General features: G+C 48.2%; 12 protein-coding genes. 5 read left to right on the top strand and 7 right to left on the bottom strand.

Annotation, left to right across the window (positions count from 1 at the left end; genetic code table 11):
- Window positions 1–55 precede the first annotated feature (55 nt).
- From BC643_RS13815 to BC643_RS13790, 6 genes are all read right to left on the bottom strand, one after another.
- Complete coding sequence (locus BC643_RS13815; RefSeq protein ID WP_120273643.1) at window positions 56–2,476, bottom strand: glycoside hydrolase family 2 TIM barrel-domain containing protein; 2,421 nt, start codon at window positions 2,474–2,476, stop codon at window positions 56–58.
- A gap of 12 nt (window positions 2,477–2,488) precedes the next feature.
- Window positions 2,489–3,529, bottom strand: coding sequence for a glycoside hydrolase family 53 protein (locus tag BC643_RS13810; protein WP_120273642.1), 1,041 nt, complete (start codon window positions 3,527–3,529; stop codon window positions 2,489–2,491).
- A 65-nt stretch (window positions 3,530–3,594) separates the two neighbouring features.
- Window positions 3,595–5,286, bottom strand: a complete 1,692-nt coding sequence (locus BC643_RS13805) for a DUF5114 domain-containing protein (protein ID WP_120274287.1) — start codon at window positions 5,284–5,286, stop codon at window positions 3,595–3,597.
- Between the two features lie 26 nt (window positions 5,287–5,312).
- Window positions 5,313–6,893, bottom strand: coding sequence for a RagB/SusD family nutrient uptake outer membrane protein (locus BC643_RS13800; RefSeq protein WP_120273641.1), 1,581 nt, complete (start codon window positions 6,891–6,893; stop codon window positions 5,313–5,315).
- A 21-nt stretch (window positions 6,894–6,914) separates the two neighbouring features.
- Window positions 6,915–9,890 carry a SusC/RagA family TonB-linked outer membrane protein gene (locus BC643_RS13795; protein WP_120273640.1) on the bottom strand — a complete coding sequence of 992 codons (2,976 nt, stop codon included), beginning with the start codon at window positions 9,888–9,890 and terminating at the stop codon, window positions 6,915–6,917.
- Between the two features lie 59 nt (window positions 9,891–9,949).
- Entirely contained in the window at window positions 9,950–12,499 is a 2,550-nt protein-coding gene (locus tag BC643_RS13790; RefSeq protein ID WP_120273639.1) for a glycoside hydrolase 5 family protein, read from the bottom strand.
- Between the two features lie 458 nt (window positions 12,500–12,957).
- Between BC643_RS13790 and BC643_RS13785 the strand changes: the two genes are divergently transcribed.
- Entirely contained in the window at window positions 12,958–13,926 is a 969-nt protein-coding gene (locus BC643_RS13785; RefSeq protein ID WP_120273638.1) for a glycoside hydrolase family 43 protein, read from the top strand.
- A 69-nt stretch (window positions 13,927–13,995) separates the two neighbouring features.
- On the opposite strand, the gene BC643_RS13780 is transcribed toward BC643_RS13785, so the two are convergent.
- Window positions 13,996–15,198: an ROK family transcriptional regulator gene (locus BC643_RS13780; protein WP_120274286.1), complete on the bottom strand. Its 1,203-nt coding sequence runs from the start codon at window positions 15,196–15,198 to the stop codon at window positions 13,996–13,998.
- A gap of 228 nt (window positions 15,199–15,426) precedes the next feature.
- On the opposite strand from BC643_RS13780, the gene BC643_RS13775 reads away from it, so the two are divergent.
- From BC643_RS13775 to BC643_RS13760, 4 genes are all read left to right on the top strand, one after another.
- Window positions 15,427–16,593, top strand: a complete 1,167-nt coding sequence (locus BC643_RS13775; protein ID WP_120273637.1) for an AGE family epimerase/isomerase — start codon at window positions 15,427–15,429, stop codon at window positions 16,591–16,593.
- A 57-nt stretch (window positions 16,594–16,650) separates the two neighbouring features.
- Window positions 16,651–17,742, top strand: a complete 1,092-nt coding sequence (locus BC643_RS13770) for a DUF4434 domain-containing protein (protein WP_120273636.1) — start codon at window positions 16,651–16,653, stop codon at window positions 17,740–17,742.
- A gap of 2 nt (window positions 17,743–17,744) precedes the next feature.
- Complete coding sequence (locus BC643_RS13765) at window positions 17,745–19,172, top strand: sugar porter family MFS transporter (RefSeq protein ID WP_120273635.1); 1,428 nt, start codon at window positions 17,745–17,747, stop codon at window positions 19,170–19,172.
- A 148-nt stretch (window positions 19,173–19,320) separates the two neighbouring features.
- Entirely contained in the window at window positions 19,321–20,136 is an 816-nt protein-coding gene (locus BC643_RS13760; protein WP_120273634.1) for a mechanosensitive ion channel family protein, read from the top strand.
- Window positions 20,137–20,169: the final 33 nt, after the last annotated feature.

Genomic DNA, 20,169 nt, shown 5'->3' with positions numbered 1-20,169 from the left:
CCAATATCCAAACACCTTCCAGAACCTGATACCTATTCTCTAATCTAACTAACTCCTATTTTGATTCCAGGATAATTTTCCCGGTTTTCAAGCCTTTTCCTTTTACCTGAAGCGTGATATCGCCAGCTTCCTCAGTGCTTTGCACCAACACGACCAGTTTTCCGCTAAACAACTTCATTGTTGGTAAATGGAAAAGCTCCAGCGAAGTTGCATCGCCATTGCAAGCGGCCCGATATGTTCCGGAACCATCTACCTTAAAGTTGAGCTGATTGGTTGCCGTTGGGCAAGGAATGCCATTCTTATCGACCACCGACACTGTTACAAAACTGATGTCTTTTCCATCTGCATCAATCGTTGAGTGATCCGGCTCCAGCACGATCCGGTAGGGCTCTCCCGCCGTGCGAATCACTTTTTCCTCGGCAGGCTTTCCGTTATCGTCGAAGGCCACCACTTTCAGTTCACCCGGTTCGTAAACCACATCGTGCCACATCAGTCGGTAGCGCTCCAGTTTCGAGTCGTTGTTTTTGGTCTGCACGCCCATGCTCTTGCCATTCACAAAAAGTTCGGCGCTCTTGTAGCTGGTGTATACAAACACCGGGACGGTATCGCCTTCCATGCCTTTCCAGTTCCAATGCGGTAAAATGTGTAGTGTTGACTCGTCAGTATTCCAGCGGCTTTTGTACCAGTAATAACGATCTTTCGGCAAACCGGCCAGATCGCAAATTCCGAAATAGGAACTGCGCGACGGCCAATATTCGTCGTAAGGAGTCGGCTCACCCAGGTAGTCGAAACCGGTCCAGACAAACTCACCGATCACCCAATCTTTATCGTCCTGCAACACGGCATCGTCCTCCGGAAGATTACTCCAGTTACAGTATTCCAGATCGTATGATGAACACTGTCCATCGTCGTACATTTTTCCAACGGCTTTCTCTACCGGAAATTTATAAATGCCGCGCGAACTTACCGTTGACGCTGTTTCGGAGCCCAACAATAAGCCTTGCGGAAAACGCTCGAAAGCTTCTTCGTAAAGGTGTGTGCGATAGTTCAGGCCCGGCACATCCATAATGGCTCCAAAGCCGGATTCCATCACTGCTTTCACCTGGTCCATACCAACGGTAACCGGACGAGTCGGATCTTCGCGGTGGAAAATATCCTGTAACATTTTGGCACGTTTCACCCCTTCACTTCCCCATTGATCGGGAACTTCGTTTCCGCTGCTCCACATCACAATGCAAGGATGATTGCGGGTTGCGTGAACCAGGTTGACAATGTCCTTTTCGTGATATTCATCGAAGAAACGGTTGTAGCCGTTTTTCACTTTCGGCTTTTTCCATTCATCGAAACTTTCCGCCAGGAACAACATGCCCATCTCATCACATAGCTCCAGTTGCTCCATCGACGGCATATTGTGTGCACTGCGAATCGCATTGGCGCCCATATCTTTCATGATTTGGATTTGTCGGCGCAAGGCGGCTTTGTTAACGGCGGCACCTAATGGTCCTAAATCGTGGTGCAGGCAGACGCCTTTAAACTTGCGGACTTCACCATTCAATTTGAATCCTTCGCCTGCCTTATAACTGATCGTACGGACACCGAAGCGAGTGGTCTGCTCATCCTGCAGCTGACCGTTTTCATCGTACAACTTCGACTCGGCATAGTACAGTGTTGGTGACTCCGGACTCCACAATTGCGGATCTTTCAAGGCTATATTTTGTTCAAACTCATTGCCAAACAAGGTTTGCGCAGCTCCTGACGCTAACACGTTTCCCGAAGCATCTTTAATCGCTGTTTCGATACGCAGGTTGTGACCCGAAACTTTCGATTTGATATTGATTTGTGCCAGGCTGTCGCTCACAAAGGGTGTGGTAACAAAAGTTCCCCAAAGCTCAAAATGGCTTTTGGGTTCTATCACAATACGCACTTTTCGGAACAAACCGGCGCCCGGGTACCAGCGAGAGGACAATGGTTTCGGTGATAAATGAACGGCCAGCAAGTTGTCGCTGTCGGCCTTTACCATGTCGGTAATGTCGAGGTTGAAATAGGCGTAACCATAACCCCACTCTCCGGCTTTTCCGCCGTTCACAAACACTTCAGGATCGCTCATCGTTCCTTCAAAAATAACTAGCACGCGGCTTCCATCTTCTAAAGCAGGTAAGTGGAAGTTGGTGCGGTACCAGCCGTCACCGATGTGTGGTAACGAGCCTGTACGCCCGGTTTTCTCGGTGGCTTCGTTCTCGTTGTTTTGGGTGATGGCGACCACCTGCTTGTCGACTTCCTTATCAAACGGACCGTAAATAGCCCAGTCGTGCGGAACGGATACGGTCTGCCACTTCGAATCGTCAAAGCCGACTTTCGCGGCATTTTCAAAATTGCCTTTGCTGAACTTCCAGCCATTCTCCAGGACAAATTCCGATCGTTGCCCTTTCGCTAAAATGGCTGCCAGCAAAAAAATACTCAGTAATAAAGACTTCATAGTAGTGGTTTTTTATTCAGCAAATGCATCCAATGCAACTGTCGGTTTTCCACTTTCGTCGAAAGCTCCCAGAGTGTAGTCGTTCCAACCATTATAAGCCTGCGGTTCCCAGTATAACACACCCAAACATTGATCGTCTGCAATTGCTTTACATTGAACCAGCAAGTTACTTAAAAATGCATAAGAAGTCTCCGCATCGTCCCACGGCATGCCGGTTTCGCAAACCATCACCGGCGTTCCGTAGCGGCTGATCATATCGTTCATATTCGAAATCATATCGGATGTTAAACTCTCCCAATCGTCAGCCGACGGGTACAGCGACATGCCAATCACATCCCATTTACCGCCGTTGCTTTCCAACCCGTCAAACAACCATTCGTACATCGAATTTTTGTTCCCTTCCTGCAGGTGAATCACTACCAACGCATCGGGGAAAACTGTTTTCACGGCGTCGTAACCGGCATTGTTCAAAGCGGCATACTGAGCCATATTTTCCGATGCTTTGCCATCATCCCAAAGCATTCCGTTTCCGGTTTCGTTGCCCACCTGTACCCATTCCGGAGTAATGCCGTTTTGCTTCAACAAGGTCAGCACTTCGGTGGTGTGATCGGCGACTGCTGTTTTCAAATCATCAAAACTGAGATCTGCCCAGGCAGACGGTTTGTTTTGCTTGCCCGGATCGGCCCAACTGTCGCTGTAGTGAAAGTCAATCATAATCCGCATGCCCAGTTGATTGGCACGCCATGCTTTCACCAAAACATCCTGCATGTTGCACCAACCATCCGTAGGATTCACCCACACGCGTAAACGAATTGAGTTCATCCCTAAATCGCGTAGAAGGTGCATACATTCTGTTTGTTTGCCGTTGGCATCGTAAAACAAAACGCCGTCGCTTTCCATCTCCGTCAGCCAGCTCACATCGGCCCCTTTTGCAAAACCGGTCATATCATATTCCGGCTCCGGTTGCGGTGTTTGCAATTGCGGCTCATCATCGCAGCCAACAAAAAGCGCCAACACCAATGCTGCCAGTAAAACTATCTTATTTCGTCTCATAGCTATATCTTTCTGTATATTGAAGAATCGGTCACTGCCCGATATCAGACAGCGACCTTTATTTTCTACTGTGTAATACTGTAAGTTCCTGTAATCAGGTTGACCGTCATCGTATACGTTCCGGCAGTCAGGCTCGCGTCATCAGTAATATTGCTTCCTTTGTAATACAAACTCCCTGCTGATCCGCCGAAATAATGCGCCCAACTGCTGTCCAAATGAATTTGGAAGCCCCAAGGCGATGCTCCGGCAAAAGTAATTTGACCTGAATATTCGCCGGCTGTTCCGGTAGCGGTCAATGGCATGTCAAACGTCCATTGGTCGTCCAAACCAACAACCCAAATTTCGTTGCCGACTGCGGTCAGATTGTAGGTCAAACCACTCAAGGAAACATCAATCAGGTACAAGCCAGCAGTTGGTGCAGGAATATTATCCGATCCCTGGTAAACCAGCGTTCCCGAAGTTCCATCGCCTGAAGCCAAAGTGTACTTATCGCCCCAGTTATCTTTTTCAATATTGATGGTGTACCCCCAAAGCGAATTCACATTCACAACTCCCGCATAAGCCAGGTTGTCCTCATCGTACAATGCCAACGCATTGTCGAAGGTCCAGTTTCCGGAGGTGCCATCATCAACACCCGGAAGGTAAATGTATGGATTCACAACAACTGGTTCTTCGGAACCTGTCGTCGCCTCAACCGTCCAGGCTGTTGGATCACTTAAATCGATGGTTAGGGTATAATCACCGGCCTCGGGCACAGTTACGGTAATATCAGCGGCTGAGGAAACCAGTTCCATATTGCTGCCGTTTTGAGCAAAAGCCACTGGTGTGTCAACTGCTGCGGCATCATCCGTACCGGTTGCATTATTGTACTGTTTTCCGGTCCCGCTAATTTGGATCGTCACCGATGTTGACGTCGCAGTAAATGGCAAGGTCCATTTCACGTTCGGACGATCGAAAGTCAATTCACCCGAAATATCGCCGCTAACAGTCAGCGTTGGAATCCAAAGTGCAGACCAGTTTTGTGCGTTGGTGTTAAAATCAACATAGTAACATCCGCCCTGACCAGGGAACCAACAGTTCCAGCTTGCATCGTCCGATGACGCCACGAAAGCCGTTCCGGTAACCGCGTCGTTACCCCAAATTGTTCCGTCTCCTTCTTTCAGGAAGAAGTTATACCAGGCCGTTGCACCCATGAAACCAACGTATTGACCATCTGAATCGGCCGAATAAAGTGTTGCACCAGTTGCTTCCTGGTCCGAATTCAGGATAAAGCCAATGCTCATATCAATTTCGTAGGTCGTGATATTTACGGTAACCACATTGCTGTATACCGGTTCCATATTGTCGCCCACCGAAGCCTCCAATCGGAAATAGATCGGCGTAGCCACATCCGGCGTTGCTCCAAGATTCTTGGCAACAGTGTTCAGTTGGGCACCGGTGTATGTGTGCGAAAGGTTTGCCTCTACAGATTCCTGAACCGTTCCAGAGAAATCCGCTGTAGCTGAAACCTGAAGGGTTGTCGAAAGAATATTTGGAGCCGACATGCCAGGGTCGCTCACCGTTAACGTGCTGGTCGTCCATGCCAAAGACAAAGCATGCTCGGCACTTGTTTCCTGGCTAAGCACAACCGCAGACTCAGTCGCCATCAGTTCGCTTTGCTCAAGCCCTGATAAGGTAATCAGGTCGCCGTCCTTCTCGCAGGCTGTAAAAGCTGTGATCGACATTAGCGCTATTAAGAAATGTTTTATGGTTTTCATTTTCATATCTTCTTTAGTTAGGCGAATCAATACTCTTCGTTATATAAATTCGGGTTGGCAGTCAGATCCGACGTTGGAATCGGGTAATAGTTGTATTTACTATCCACTGCTTTTCCATCTTTCACGCCACCTTTCCATTGCCAGATGTACGAATCGGTTGTGAATTTCCCGAAACGGATCAGGTCGGTACGACGGGTACCTTCCCAGGCCAGCTCGCGGGCACGTTCATCCAAAATGAAGTTCAGTGTCAGATCCGATGCAGTTAGTTTTCCATCGGTGTCGTAGTTGTCACCATAGGCACGGGCTCTCAGCTCATTCACCAGATTCAGCGCTTCTGCCGTTGAACTTCCGCTTCCGCCACGAATCACACTTTCTGCCAACATCAGGTAAACATCGCCCAAACGGAACAGCGGGAAATCCGTATTTACACCACCATCAACCGTGTTCGAGGCAGTTTCTCCGGCATCCGTCAGGTTGGTCCATTTGCTCATGAAATAACCGTAGCTCTGGTTGTCAATTTCCTCCAGGTACTGCGTTTGTCCTTCGGTGAAAAACAGGTTGCGACCATCAGTTTCGTCAAACAAAGCCGGCAGTTCGCCGCGTACCCTGAACATTCCCCAGCCACTGGTTACACCGTATGCCGCAGGATCCTGGTAATCCGAAGTGTTACTCACCTCTCCACAAATCAGGTAGGTTGTTGTTCCCCACGAAACCGTGTTCTCTGCATCAACAGGAAGCGGGAAAATAATTTCGTTGGTACGCAAATCATTGTCTGCATTGAATAGTTTTTGGAAATCAGCCTCAAGCGAATAACCGTCCGCAATCACTTTGTTACAGTAGGTGATGCAATCGGTATAATGATCCTCACCTGTATAAACTTCAGCGTTCAGGTACAGTTTGGCCAACAACGTCCAGGCAGCAGCCTGTGGCGCACGGCCATATTCAACCTCAGAGCGGCTCAACAAATCACCTTCGATGTCTTTCAGTTCTGATTCGATATAGGTGAAAATTTCGCTCGAAGTGTAGCGCGGAGGAGCGTAAGCACCTACCGGATCTTCTTCGGTAACAAACGGAATATTGCGGAACAAATCCAAGGCGTGGTAATAAGCCAAAGCCCTGATGAAGCGGGCTTCTGCACGATAGTGGACAATATCGGCTTGCTCATCTTCTGTGAAACCGGCGATTTTATCATCCGTTGCATTGCGCAAAAATTCGTTTGATAAAGCAATGGTATAGTAGATGCGGTAATACATATCCGATACCCAAGGGTCGTTCGCGTCCCACGACAGGTAAGTCAGATCAATGACTTTGTCACCTTCCAGCCAGGTTGAAGCCACCTCGTCGGTTCCCGCCTCCTGAAGGTTGAAATAACAACGCATGTAGTCTTGTCCGTTGTTGCTCGAAAGGTCGCTGTTGCCACCGCCCCGCTCCTGTCCTGTAGTAGTAAACGAAGCGTAAAGTTTGGCCAGCACTGCCTTGTAGTTGTCGGCCGTCGTGTACACGCTTTCCGAGGTCGTCTCCTCATGCGGGTACTGATCCAGGTCGTTTTCGCAGGATGCAAATAGCAACGTACTTACAACCATTATGCAGAAATATATCTTTTTCATGTTTCTATTCAATTTTAACGATTAGAAATTAAGGCCTAAACCCAATGAGAATGTGCGTGGACGCGGGTAAAATGAAATGTCCATTCCGTTCGGAACTTCCGGGTCAACACCCGAGTATTTGGTGATGGTAAATACATTTTGCACCATTCCGTTGATGTTCAGGTTGCAGGTGTCCCAAATCTTGCCGAAGTTGTAAGTCAGCGTCAGGTTATCCATTTTCAGGAACGAAGCATTTTCAACATAGTAGTCCGACAAATATTGGCGGCTGTTGAAACCGGTTTCGAGGAAGCTTGTCGACAAATTATTCAACTGGTAAGAGTTATAACTTACCGTACTCCACGCGCCGGTGTTCATGGCCATTCCGTTGTACACATAGTTGCCTACGTTTGCGCGGAAACTCATGTTCATTGTCCATTTTTTGTAGTTCAGGGAAGAACTGAATCCGAAAATGAAATCGGGTGCCGGAGAGTGGTAACGATACAAATCGCTCGAGTTGATCTCGCCGTCGCCGTTCAGATCGGCATAAGCACCTTCAATTGGTTTGCCTGTTTCAGCATCGTATAGTTGGTGGTACAGGTAGAACATGTAGGGTGCGTAACCTTCGCTCAACACCTGGAACTGGTAGCTGTCGATGGTCGGTCCAACCAGTGTGTTGGTGGTTGATCCGCCTTCAATCAACGACAGGTTTTTCACTTTCATTTTTTGCCAGCTCATGTTGAAGCTCACATCCCAGTTCAGATCTTTGCTTTGAATCGGCGAAGCATTAATCGTCACTTCAATACCATGACTGTCCACATTACCGACGTTGGTCAGGATTGTCTTGTCGAAGTTGGTACCTGCTGCAGCCGGAACTGTTGCCAGCAAGTCTTCCGTTTGGCGGGTGTAATAATCGAAAGTACCGCTGATTCTGTTTTCAAGAAACCCAAAGTCGAAACCGGCGTTCCACGATTTGGTAGTTTCCCATTTCAAATCCGAAACGTAAGCTTCCGGGCGATAGCTGTAGTACCATTGGTCGCCAAACTGAACTTGTGCGCCATCCTGGCTGTAAGTGTAAACCGGCAGGTAGTTGTAGTTACCGATTCCTTCCTGCTGACCGGTGATACCGTAGCTCAATCGTAACTTCATGGTGCTCAGCACCGGGTTATCCTTCAGGAAGGACTCCTGATCCATCCGCCAGGCCAAAGCTACCGAGGGGAATGTACCCCAACGGTTGTCGGAACTGAAGCGCGAGGTACCGTCGCGACGCAAACTGGCAGTCAGCATAAAACGACCATCGTAACCATAATTCAAACGCCCGTAGTACGAAACCATCGCGTGACGTTGGTCCGTCGCAGCAGTTGTCGATTGCGCTTCACCCAGGGTGTTCAACTCCTGGTAAAGCGGAGTCGTTGTTTTCCAGTACTGGTAATCGTAACCCAAGGTCGCCTCAACAGAACTTTTCAACTCGTCGTAATATTTGTTGTAATTGAAATAGGTAGTCAACAAGCGGTTGCTGCTTTTCTGCGGACCATACGTATAATCGCGCCCACTTGTGGTGTAATATTGCGCAGCCTCGGCTGGCACATAAATGTGTCCTTTCCCTTTGGCATAATCATAACCGCCCGTTGCGTGGAATTTCAACTCCGGCAGAAAGCTGAATTTGTAGTCCATGTCGATATTCCCGATGACGCGGTCGACTTTACTGGTTGAATTGTATTGCTCAATCAGTCCGAGCGGGTTTCGAACACCGCCGTTTACCGGATTGCCGGTATTGTCGATAGCTTCATCGTAACCGCCAAAATCGTCGGTTCCCGAATAAACAGGAAGTGTTGGGTTGAAGGTTGAAGCCGCCCAAATGGCACCGGTTTGTGCGAAAGTGTTGTTGTTGTGTGCCCCTTTCGCGCTCAGGTTGAATTTCAAATTATCATCTAAAAACGAGGGTGAAAGTGAAACACTTCCGGTCAACCTCTCTGCATTGTCAGTTTTCAGAATACCGCCCTGGTTGTAGTAACCTACGGATACCCGCATCGGCGTATTTTTGGCCACGCGGGTTGAAAGGCTCAGGTTGTTGTCCGTTCCAAAAGCTGCATGGTAAATTTCATCGTTCCAATCGGTACTGTAGTCGCCAAGCAATGCTTTTTGATCATCCGACCCCAGGTTGTTAATCACATTCATAAACTGACTGCGCGACAACATGTCCGGCAGCTGGGTGCGGGTCTGTACCGAGTTGGTTGTTGAGAAATTAACCTGGATACCCTTTGTCGTAGAACCTTTCTTCGTTGTAATCAGGATAACCCCGTTCGATGCACGCGAACCATAGATGGCCGTTGAAGCCGCATCTTTCAGGATGGTCATATTTTCAATGTCATTCGGGTTGATCAAGCTCAGGAAGTTGCTTGAGTTACCACTGATACCACCACTTTCCAATGGCACGCCGTCCAACACGATCAGCGGATCGTTGCTCGCATTTAGCGAGGCACCACCTCGAATACGAATGGTACTTCCCGAAGTAGGAGAACCACTGTTCTGCATAATTTGCACACCCGACACTTTACCGTTGATCAACTGCTCCGGAGAACTGATCAAACCGGCATTAAAGTCGTCAGTACCAACGCTGGTGATCGATCCGGTGAGGTCACTTTTACGCTGCACACCGTAACCAACAACAACTACGTCGCTAATCTCCTGCGTATCTTCCTTCATTTGAACATTCAACACATTGGTTTCCGGAATCGGAAAAGTCTGTGGTTGATATCCAATGTAAGAAAACATCAGATTACCGGTTTCATCACCCAATGTCAGGGAGTATTTACCGTCAAAGTCGGTAATCGTACCGGTTGTGGTGCCTTCCAAAACAACGGTGACACCCGGAAGAGGTTGATTCGTTTCATCGACAACCGTACCTGTGATCGTTCTTTTGCCAGGTTGCTGCGCCCCTGCGGGAGCCGTTACCCCAAGCAATACGCCGAGCATTAATACGATAGCCCAAAAGCTAGATTTTACATACTTACATTTCATAACTATAGGTTTTTAATCCTTTTTTATTGTTACTCTTATCTGGTTTGGTTTTTTATTCTCTATTCGATCCATATGCTTCCGATCTCCAATTCAGTCTCTTCCCCTTTCTCTCCAGGGAACATTAACTCCAGAAATTCTATCGATTCGGGTTTAAAAGGAAGATTGATTTCCGGTGTGAAATAGTGATTCATAAACACCGGGTAGGCGACAGGTAGCAAGGCAGTTTGGCCCTGTTTCAACTCATCCAGCGGAATGCGGACAATTCCATTTTCAGCCGCGAGGCAATCTGCCCGATAGGTAAAACCGTCGGACGTTACAAATCCAGCTTTCAAACCGGCAGGCGCATCCTTCACCTGTATGCATAGGGTGGAAGCTGATTTCAATCGATCTTTTCTGTTCACGATCTCATCAGCAATGTATTTGCGCAGGTAAAGCTCAGGCTGTTCATTGTCCAATTTAAATGAAAAATGCACGGTATTCGTTTCTGTCGGCGAGTGAGCCACAACGCGGCTTTTCAGCGAGCCCCATTCCGGCAACATGTAAGTTTGAAGCCCATCGCTATCATCCTTCACTGCAAATAGTTCGATGGGCTTTTGCACTTCCACTATTGGTGTGTTGTAAAACTGTGCGGCTGTGTAATCCCAATCCAGCGGACTGCGATCTACATTTGCCGGGTAAGTTTGCTTTTGGCCGTCGCGAAACACAACAATATTATAATTGAACGCTGTGCCACGAACATCCTCTCCCGGAACTTCAACCCGATAGTTGTAACCGCCAACCCTGGCCATTTTATAGTAAGGATTATTGGAGTTCCAGAACGAGACTTTGTCGGTATAAATCAAAACAGAATCGGGAAATTGATTTCCGGCAACAACAGCCTCGATCGTTAAAGGTTTGCCGGCTTCGGCTACTTTTGCAGCCAGATGACGAACCGTAAAGTTGATAGTTGAAGGCTTAGGAGCTACAAACTCACCCACACGAATCCCGTTCCACTTTGTTGTAGCATCCCATTCTTTAACTGCCTTCACACCTTTTCGCTGCAACAGATACACACCTGGCTGCAATTGTTCGATTGTTCCGCTTTCTGTTTTTGTATTTCTTGTTTTGTTCTGATCAATTTCTTTTACGCTGAACGATTTTCCCAAATCAGGCAGGTTCAAAGTCATATCCCAAGCTCCCCAATAAATGCGCACCACCTCTTTTTCGAGCGACGGTTTCGCAAAAGGGTCACTCACCTGCACCGCATCGGGCATCACCTCCAATCGCCACACACCATCCTCCAGTTTATCAAGAAAATAGGCGCCGGTTCCTGAATATTTCACAACTTGCGAATATCCTACCCCTGCTGTGCTTGTTAGGCTATTCGCACTTTGCGGCCGGGTTTTGGTACTGTTGGAATAGTAAAATTTCGTTGGCGAATTCAGCTCACTTAAGTCTTCTTTATAGCTCACCCGAAAATCACCAAAAACCGTATCGGCGGGATAACTTCCGTAGGATTTATTCAGCGGTAGTTCCCGTGCCGCCTCGGCAGCGATCTTCATACTGATTGCCTTGTTGGGTGTATAGGCCAAATTCAGATAATGCGTTTGGTACTCGGTATTGTAAGCCGCCAGTTCCATCGGGTCGTAAGCAAATTGCGTGATCCACTGAAAACCTGTCGTACGGAATGAACGCACCGCTGCCGGGTACATATAAGAATACAGCAAATCGGCCGGGTCAAATTCGTACACCAGCTTCGTCTTATTTTCGAAGCCATTCACGTTTGAAAACGGAATGGGGTATTCATCTACATTCGGTAAAAAATTGCCTTTTTGTGTGTGCCCCGAAACCAAACCGGTTGGATACCACTGGTAAGTTGTCCCCTGGATACCCGCGTCGTAATAGGCTTCTACCACATAACCGTTGTGACTTACATTATAAAATACGGGTTTGCTATTGCCGGCGTCTTTCATTGCGCCCACCATACCATTTATATAGTCGCGAACCTGTTCCTTTGTTCCCGAATGGCAAGGCTCATTATTAATTTCAAATCCAACAACGATCGGATCATCTTTGTAAGCTTTGCCTGTATAGGGATTAACATGTTTAACCAAATCCGAGATGTAACGCTCTTGCGCAGCAATCGCTTCCGGGTTGGAATGGATATCGCATTTATCGTATTTGTATGAAAAACCTCCGGTGGCTTGATTTCGCTCCGGATAACCGTTACCAAAATCGGTTTGTGCAGTTAGAACGACATGAATATTACGTTCTTTCAGCTTAGCTATTAAATAATCGAGTAAATCGAGGTGATCGTTTTCGAGCAAATTTCCTTCGCCATCCGAAACCTCAACATCCCAGATATGAATACGGTAGGCATTGAAACCAAGGCGGGCGAAATGATACACATCTTCGTCGATGGCTTTCTTTCGGTCTATCCCAAGATAGCCGGCAGCACGATAAGCGTGAGCAAAAGGTAAGGTATAATTGACACCGAAAAAAGAAGCTTCCCTGTGCGTGTCACTCCACCGCATCACCCCTTTGGCATCAACATAAACCGATGCGGTTTCCTGGGCGACGGCAGAAATAACAAATACAAAACAGCAAAGTACAGCCAGAATCTTTTTCATTCGTTTCAGCTTGGTTTGACAACATTATTGAAAAACGGGAATTCAATTTCTCCCTGGTTTCAACAAAGGGCTAGGTTTTGATCTAACAGAATATGGATCGACGCTCGTCGAGAAATCGACTCTTATTCTGTGTATGTAAAATTACGGTGACCACATTGGCGGGAAAAGCAGAGATCGGACATAAAAGGATAAAAAACGGACATTGGGAGGAAAAAACAAGAATTAAACATGCAACAAAATTCAGACAACACAAACCTACCATATTGATACACTACCTAATACGAATATGCCTCTTAAAAACAGAAAGCTAACGCCGGATACGAATCACCCCAAACGCATTTTTTCCCTTTTCCGTAATCATCCACCTCTCGTGCCATTCTGTACCCCCGTAACAAAAATGAAATATGTAATTTCGTAGCTGTCCAAAAAATCGAAAAACAAATTCAAACCGATATCTCATGAAAAAGATAAGTCAATTCATTGCCGCGGCGACTATTTTAGCGTTGGCTGCCTGCCAGCCCGCAAAAGTCGAGACTAGCGGAAATCCCCTTTTCCAGGATCCCTTAACGGCCGACCCCTGTGCGTTGGTATACAACGACACCGTGTACCTGTTTACCGGCTCCGACGAAATTCCTCCGGGCGAAGACGGTTTCCGGATGACCAAATGGTATGCTTTCTCCAGTACCGACATGGCGCATTGGACCAACCAAGGCGTAAAACTCACCGTAGAAGATTTCGACTGGGCCTCGCACAACGCGTTTGCCGGTCATGTGGTGGAAAACCACGGCAAGTTTTGGTGGTATGTTCCGATGGTGTTAAAAGACAGCACAGCCATTACACACGAAGGTTTTGGCATTGGAGTCGCGGTAGCCGACCATCCGCTGGGACCCTATAAAGACGCTTTGGGTGGCCCGATTATTTGTGACACAACTGCCAATTCGGTGGTACTGAACATTGACCCGGCCGTTTATGTGGACGACGACGGACAGGTTTACATGTACTGGGGGTCGTGGAACGAAGCCCGCTATGTGAAGCTAAAGGATAACATGATTGAGACTGACGGTCCGGTTCAGACCGTTGAAGCCAAAAATTTCTTCGAGGCACCGTGGATTCACAAAAAAGGCGACACCTATTATTTCTCGTATGCCGCCCACTATCCTTCAACTACCGAATATTCGACCTCCAAAAGCGTGACCGGCCCCTGGGAATATCAAGGCGTAATTAATGATACGATTTCGAACTCGCCAACCAACCACCAAGCCATCATCAGCTTTAAAGGACAAGATTATATTTTCTACCACAATGCCGACACACCAACCGGCGGCCCTTTCCGCCGAAGTGTTTGTTTGGACAGTCTGAATTACGACGCCAATGGCAAAATACTGAAAGTGGTACGCACCAAAACCGGTGTTGCTGAAGTAAAGTAATAAAAATACATAGAAGCAGGGAGTCGCGTGAAACGGTTCCCTGTTTTGCTTTTCAATACTCTTAATTTCTTAGCTCGCCAGGATTCGGTCGCGAGCCAGCAAAGCAACGCCAACAACTCCTGCCTTGTGTCCCAGTTTTGACAAGCGAATTTCGGTATCCTTGTTAATCAGGTTGATGGAGAATTTATTGATGGAAGTCTTCACCGGAAGCAGGATGTAGTCGCCGCAAAGAGCTACCAAGCCACCGAGTACCAACTGTTCGGGATTGAAAATATTGATGAGTCCCGCCAAAGCCTTTCCCAACTTGTAGCCAATTTCTTCCACGGCTTCAATAGCTAAAACATCTTCGTCAAGGGTTGCCTGAATAATGTCTTCCAGTTGCAAAGCTCCGCCCTCGGCTAACTTGGGTTGAAGCACTGAGCCACTTCCCGCCTTGATGCGTTCTGTCAGCACACGCTGCAAAGCAAAGCCTGACGCTTCGGTTTCCAGGCAACCTTTCTTGCCACAACGGCAAATCAATTCATTTTCGTAAAGGCTGAAATGGCCGAACTCACCGGCAAATCCCGACTTTCCATAGTAAGGCAGACCGTTCACAATAATGCCGATACCAATACCCCAATCAATGTTAACAAAGATGAGGTTTTGGGCTGCTCTTGCCTCCGACGATTTAAACTCGCCGTAAGCCATTGCCCGCGTGTCGTTGTCGATAAAACAGCGGTATCCGGTTTGCTCCCGAAGAAAATCGACCAAGGGCTGCTCATCCATATAGAAATAGCTGTAGCTATAGCCAGACGATGCATTCACCCGTCCCGTAATATTCAGCCCAACTCCTAAAACCTGATCGGCAAGGCTTCCTTGTGCGGAAATAAATTGTTTGATTTGGGTACAAAGCTCCAGCAATGCTTCGCGACTATCCTCCAATTTATAGGGAATGTTTTCCTGTAAAACCAGCGTACTACCTTCCAGATTTAAAAGAGCGATATCGAGGTGAAATAAACTGACATTGACGCCGACAAACAATCCCGAATCCGGTTTCAAGCCATACAGATTCGGGCGGCGACCACCTTCAGTTTCCTGTTTTCCGAAGTCGGAAACAAAGCCATCATCGGCCAGTTCTGCCAAAACCTTGGTCGTGGTCGGTATACTCAGCCCCACGCGACCAGCCATTTCAGCAATCGTTGCCGGCCCCCCTTCAATATAAAGGCGGATGATACTCTTCTTCACCGAGTCGGTCTTGTTCTCCTGATTTGCAAACAGAAATTTGACGTCCATGCTTTTCATATTCGAACAACTAATTAATAAATTTTTTTACAAACGACAGGCACAATCCCCGAAGGATTTAAAATCATTAGTTACAACTGTTTCCGAAATCAGTGTCCCTCGTTGGAAAAAGCGATCCAGACACAAATAAATTTAGTTTTTAAATTTTTTTATTATTTATAGCTTTTCAAATTAATATTTTTATTTTATTTGTTATCAGCTTAAAACAACAACCACAAAATGGAGACAGGGGAACTGAATCACTATGCAGCCCGTTACAAAGCGGAACTATTGGATAATATTATTCCGTTTTGGACAAAACACTCGCCCGACATGGAACATGGCGGCTATTTCACATGCCTTTCGCGTGAAGGCGATGTGTTCGACACTGACAAGTTTATCTGGCTGCAAGCGCGCCAGGTTTGGCTGTTTGCCATGTTGTACAACGAAGTGAGCCCCAAGACAGAATGGCTCCATCTTGCCATTGACGGAGCTGAGTTCTTGAAAAAACACGGACGCGATACTTCCGGTAACTGGTATTTCTCCCTGACCCGCGAAGGAAAACCTTTGGTTCAACCCTACAACATTTTCTCCGACTGCTTCGCCGCCATGGCGTTCGGCGAATTGTACAAAGCCTGTAAAAGCAACGAGTACCGCCAAATTGCGGTCGACACCTTTCATAATATTCTGAAACGAAGAACAGCTACCAAAGGCATCTACGAAAAGCAGGTTCCCGGAACACGCCCGATGATGAACTTTGCCCTGCCGATGATTTTGTGCAACCTGTCGCTGATTTTGGAGGATGTAGTCGGCAACCAATCCATTGAGCAACAGGTGACGGAATTGGCCAACACTATTTTGTCGACCTTCTACCAAAAAGAATCGGGTTTGATTCTGGAGAATGTTTCGCCCGAGGGTCACTTCGTCGATTCGTTCGAGGGGCGCCTGCTGAACCCGGGACACAGCAACGAGTCGATGTGGTTTTTGATGGACATTGGCACACGTTTCAAGCGTCCGGAACTGATTCAGCAAGCCACCGACATCCTGCTGCGCACCACCGAATACGGCTGGGACAAGCAACACGGCGGCCTCTTCTATTTCCTCGACATCAAAGGCCACCCCACCCAGCAACTGGAATGGGACCAAAAGCTTTGGTGGGTACACCTCGAAACGCTGATTGCCCTGGCCAAAGCCTATAAACTAACCGGCAACACGGCCTGCCGCGACTGGTTCGAAACCGTGCAGGATTACAGCTGGAAGCATTTCAAAGACCCCGACTATGGCGAATGGTTTGGCTACCTGAACCGACAAGGCGAGCCACTGCTGACCCTGAAAGGCGGCAAGTGGAAAGGCTGCTTCCATGTTCCGCGTGCCATGTTTCAACTTTGGCGCATTCTGGAAGCTTAGCACAAAGAGTTAAACTTGAATTGAATCCGAAAGCAAAACCCATTTAAAATTTCAAGCATGAAAAACGAACAGGAAAACCGGCGCAACTTTTTGAAAAAGCTATCCGTAACCGGCGCTTTGGCCGCCGTTGGCAGCAGTCAGGTTCTCGGCGCTGACGCCGCTACAAACTACGAGTTCACTGCAGGCCCTTCAAACCTGATCGTCCCCAAAAACCAGGGCTTGAAAATTTCGGGCACCTTTCTGGATGAAATTTCACACGATATTCCCCACCAGAACTGGGGCGAAAAGGAGTGGGACCGCGATTTTCAGCACATGAAAGCCATCGGCATCGACACGGTCATCATGATTCGCTCGGGTTACCGCAAGTTCATCACCTACCCCTCGAAATACCTACTGAATAAAGGTTGCTACATGCCTTCCATGGATTTGCTCGACCTCTTCCTGCGCCTGGCCGAAAAGCACGGCATGAAGTTTTACTTCGGCCTGTACGACTCGGGTAAATACTGGGATACCGGCGATTTGAGCTGGGAAATTGAAGACAACAAGTACGTGATTGACGAAGTTTGGCAGAACTACGGCAGTCGATACAAGAGCTTTGGCGGTTGGTACATCAGCGGGGAAATCAGCCGGAAAACCAAGGGAGCCATCGGTGCTTTCCACGCCATGGGCAAGCAATGCAAGGATGTTTCGGGTGGACTGCCGACCTTTATTTCGCCCTGGATTGACGGCAAAAAAGCGGTTGAAGCAGCCTCGGGAAGCACATCGAAAGCCGACGCGGTCTCGGTGGAAGAGCACGAGCGCGAATGGAACGAAATCTTCGATGGCATTCACGATGTGGTAGACGCCTGTGCCTTCCAGGACGGGCACATCGACTACGATGAGCTGGACGCCTTCTTTTCGGTGAACAAAAAACTGGCCGACAGATACGGCATGCAATGCTGGACCAACGCAGAAACCTTCGACCGCGACATGCCCATCAAGTTTTTCCCGATCAAGTTTGACAAGCTGCGACTAAAACTCGAAGCAGCCAAACGCGCGGCTTACGACAAGGCCATCACCTTTGAATTCTCGCATTTCATGAGTCCGCAATCGGCCTACCTGCAAGCCGGACACCTGTACGACCGTTACAAAGAATACTTCAATCTGTAAGCATGAAAAAACAACCCGGACATTTGGCTTACGTGGCCTGGCTCGCCTTTATTGCTGCCCTCGGCGGCTTCCTGTTTGGCTACGACACGGCCGTGATTTCAGGAACCATTGAGCAGGTGGCGCTTCAATTCAGCCTCGACGAAATCGGTACCGGCTGGTACGTGGGCTGCGCGCTGGTTGGCTCCATCATCGGGGTTGTTTTTGCCGGTCCGCTCAGCGACCGCTTCGGCCGAAAACCGGTTCTATATACCGCTTCGCTGCTTTTCCTGTCGTCGGCTTTGGGCTGCATGTTGTCGGTTTCGGTGAGTCAGCTCGTCATTTACCGTATCATTGGCGGCGTCGGCATCGGGGTGGCGTCCATCGTCTCGCCACTGTACATTGCCGAAATCTCGTTGCCCAAGTACCGCGGTCGCCTGGTGGCCCTGTACCAACTGGCCATCACCATTGGCTTTTTGGCGGCTTACCTTGCCAACTACGGTTTACTCGGATACGCAGAAAAACTGACACAAAACGAAGCGGCACAAGGCTGGTACGCCCAAATCTTCGGTACCGAAAACTGGCGTGCCATGCTCGGACTGGAATCTGCTCCGGCGCTGCTCTTCTTTGCTTCGCTCTTCTTTATTCCCGAAAGCCCGCGCTGGCTGATTCTGAAACGGAAAGAGGGACAGGCCGCTTCCATCTTGAACCGGATTTTACCAAGCGATGAAGTCAACCTTCAAATTGAACAGGTAAAAACAGTTATTGCAGAAGAAGCGAACGGCAACTGGAAGCTTTTGCTCAAACCCGGCTTCCGACTGGCCTTGTTTATCGGTATTGCCCTGGCCATCCTCGGGCAGTTTATGGGCGTCAACGCGGTGTTGTATTACGGCCCGTCGATATTCAAGCAAAGCGGCTTGTCGAGCGGCGACTCGCTGTTTTACCAGGTAATGGTAGGCTTGGTGAACATGCTCACCACCGTGCTCGGCCTGGCCATTATCGACAAAGTGGGCCGCAAGCAACTGGTTTACTGGGGCGTGTCGGGTATGATTATCACCTTGATTTTGATTGCCGGTTATTTCAGCTTCGGTGCCCAATGGCAAGTCTCGTCGGTGTGGCTGCTGGCTTTCTTCCTTTTGTACATTTTTGCCTGCGCCATCTCCATTTGCACCGTCATTTTTGTGCTGCTTTCCGAAATGTATCCCATCCAGCTGCGCGGCGCAGCCATGTCGCTGGCCGGCCTTTCGCTGTGGATTGGCACCTACCTCATTGGCCAACTCACTCCGTGGATGCTCAGCAATCTCTCAGCCACGGGAACATTCCTGCTTTTTGCCGCCATGTGTTTCCCCTATTTGTTTATCGTGTGGAAACTGCTGCCGGAAACCACCGGCAAATCGCTCGAAGAAATTGAACAGTTTTGGATTGAAAGCGGGAAAAAAGACGCTGAACTTTAGAGTAGAAGACCTACCCGCTTAACAACAAACTTATCGGTTTTCCATACGCGACAAAACCGCTCGCCGTATTCCTCAAACTCTTGCTTGCGATACCGAGATTATTGCCGTAACTTAATGTATCTAATTCAAACCAATCAAAATTTTAACCATGGAAAACTATCAAAACCTCATCGACAAGGCTTTGGAGATCGTTTTAGTGTATGGCCCCAAAATAGTGCTTGCCATCCTTGTTCTCATTATCGGTTTGTGGATTATCAACCGCTTTACCAAAGTGATCCGCAAAGTCATGACCGCTCGAAATGTGAATATCTCGCTGATTGGATTCGTTGCCAGCCTGGCCAACCTCGGACTAAAAGCCTTGCTCCTGATCAGTGTTGCCGGGATGATCGGTATTCAAACCACCTCGTTTATTGCCGTGCTGGGTGCTGCCGGTCTGGCCATTGGCCTTGCCCTGCAGGGCACACTGGCCAATTTTGCCGGCGGGGTCATGATCCTCATTTTTAAACCCTACCAGGTTGGAGACCTCATACAGGCACAGGGCCACCTCGGCGTGGTTAAAGAGATCCATATTTTTGTGACTACTCTGCTTTCGCCCGAAAACAAAACCATCATCATTCCTAACGGAGCCATCTCGAACGGCGACATCACCAATTTTGTGACCGAAGGAAAAATCCGGGTTGATATGACCTTCGGTATTTCCTACGAGTCGAACATCAAACAAGCCAAGGAAATTTTAATGAAAGTGATGACCAGCCACCCGCTGGTGATGAAAGAACCCACACCTTTTGTGGGTGTAAAAGAATTAGCCGACAGCTCGGTTAACCTGGCTGTTCGCCCGTACACAGAACCGGGAAATTACTGGGCCGTTTACTTCGATGTGTACGAGCAAGGCAAAATTGCCCTCGACGAAGGCGGAGTCACCATTCCATTCCCACAAGTGGATGTGCACATGAAGCAATCGTAATTTTAATAAGTATTTATCAGCATTTAATTTAAA

It is taken from the genome of Mangrovibacterium diazotrophicum, assembly GCF_003610535.1.
Taxonomy (GTDB): domain Bacteria; phylum Bacteroidota; class Bacteroidia; order Bacteroidales; family Prolixibacteraceae; genus Mangrovibacterium; species Mangrovibacterium diazotrophicum.
This window is presented reverse-complemented; position numbering and strand designations above follow the sequence as displayed.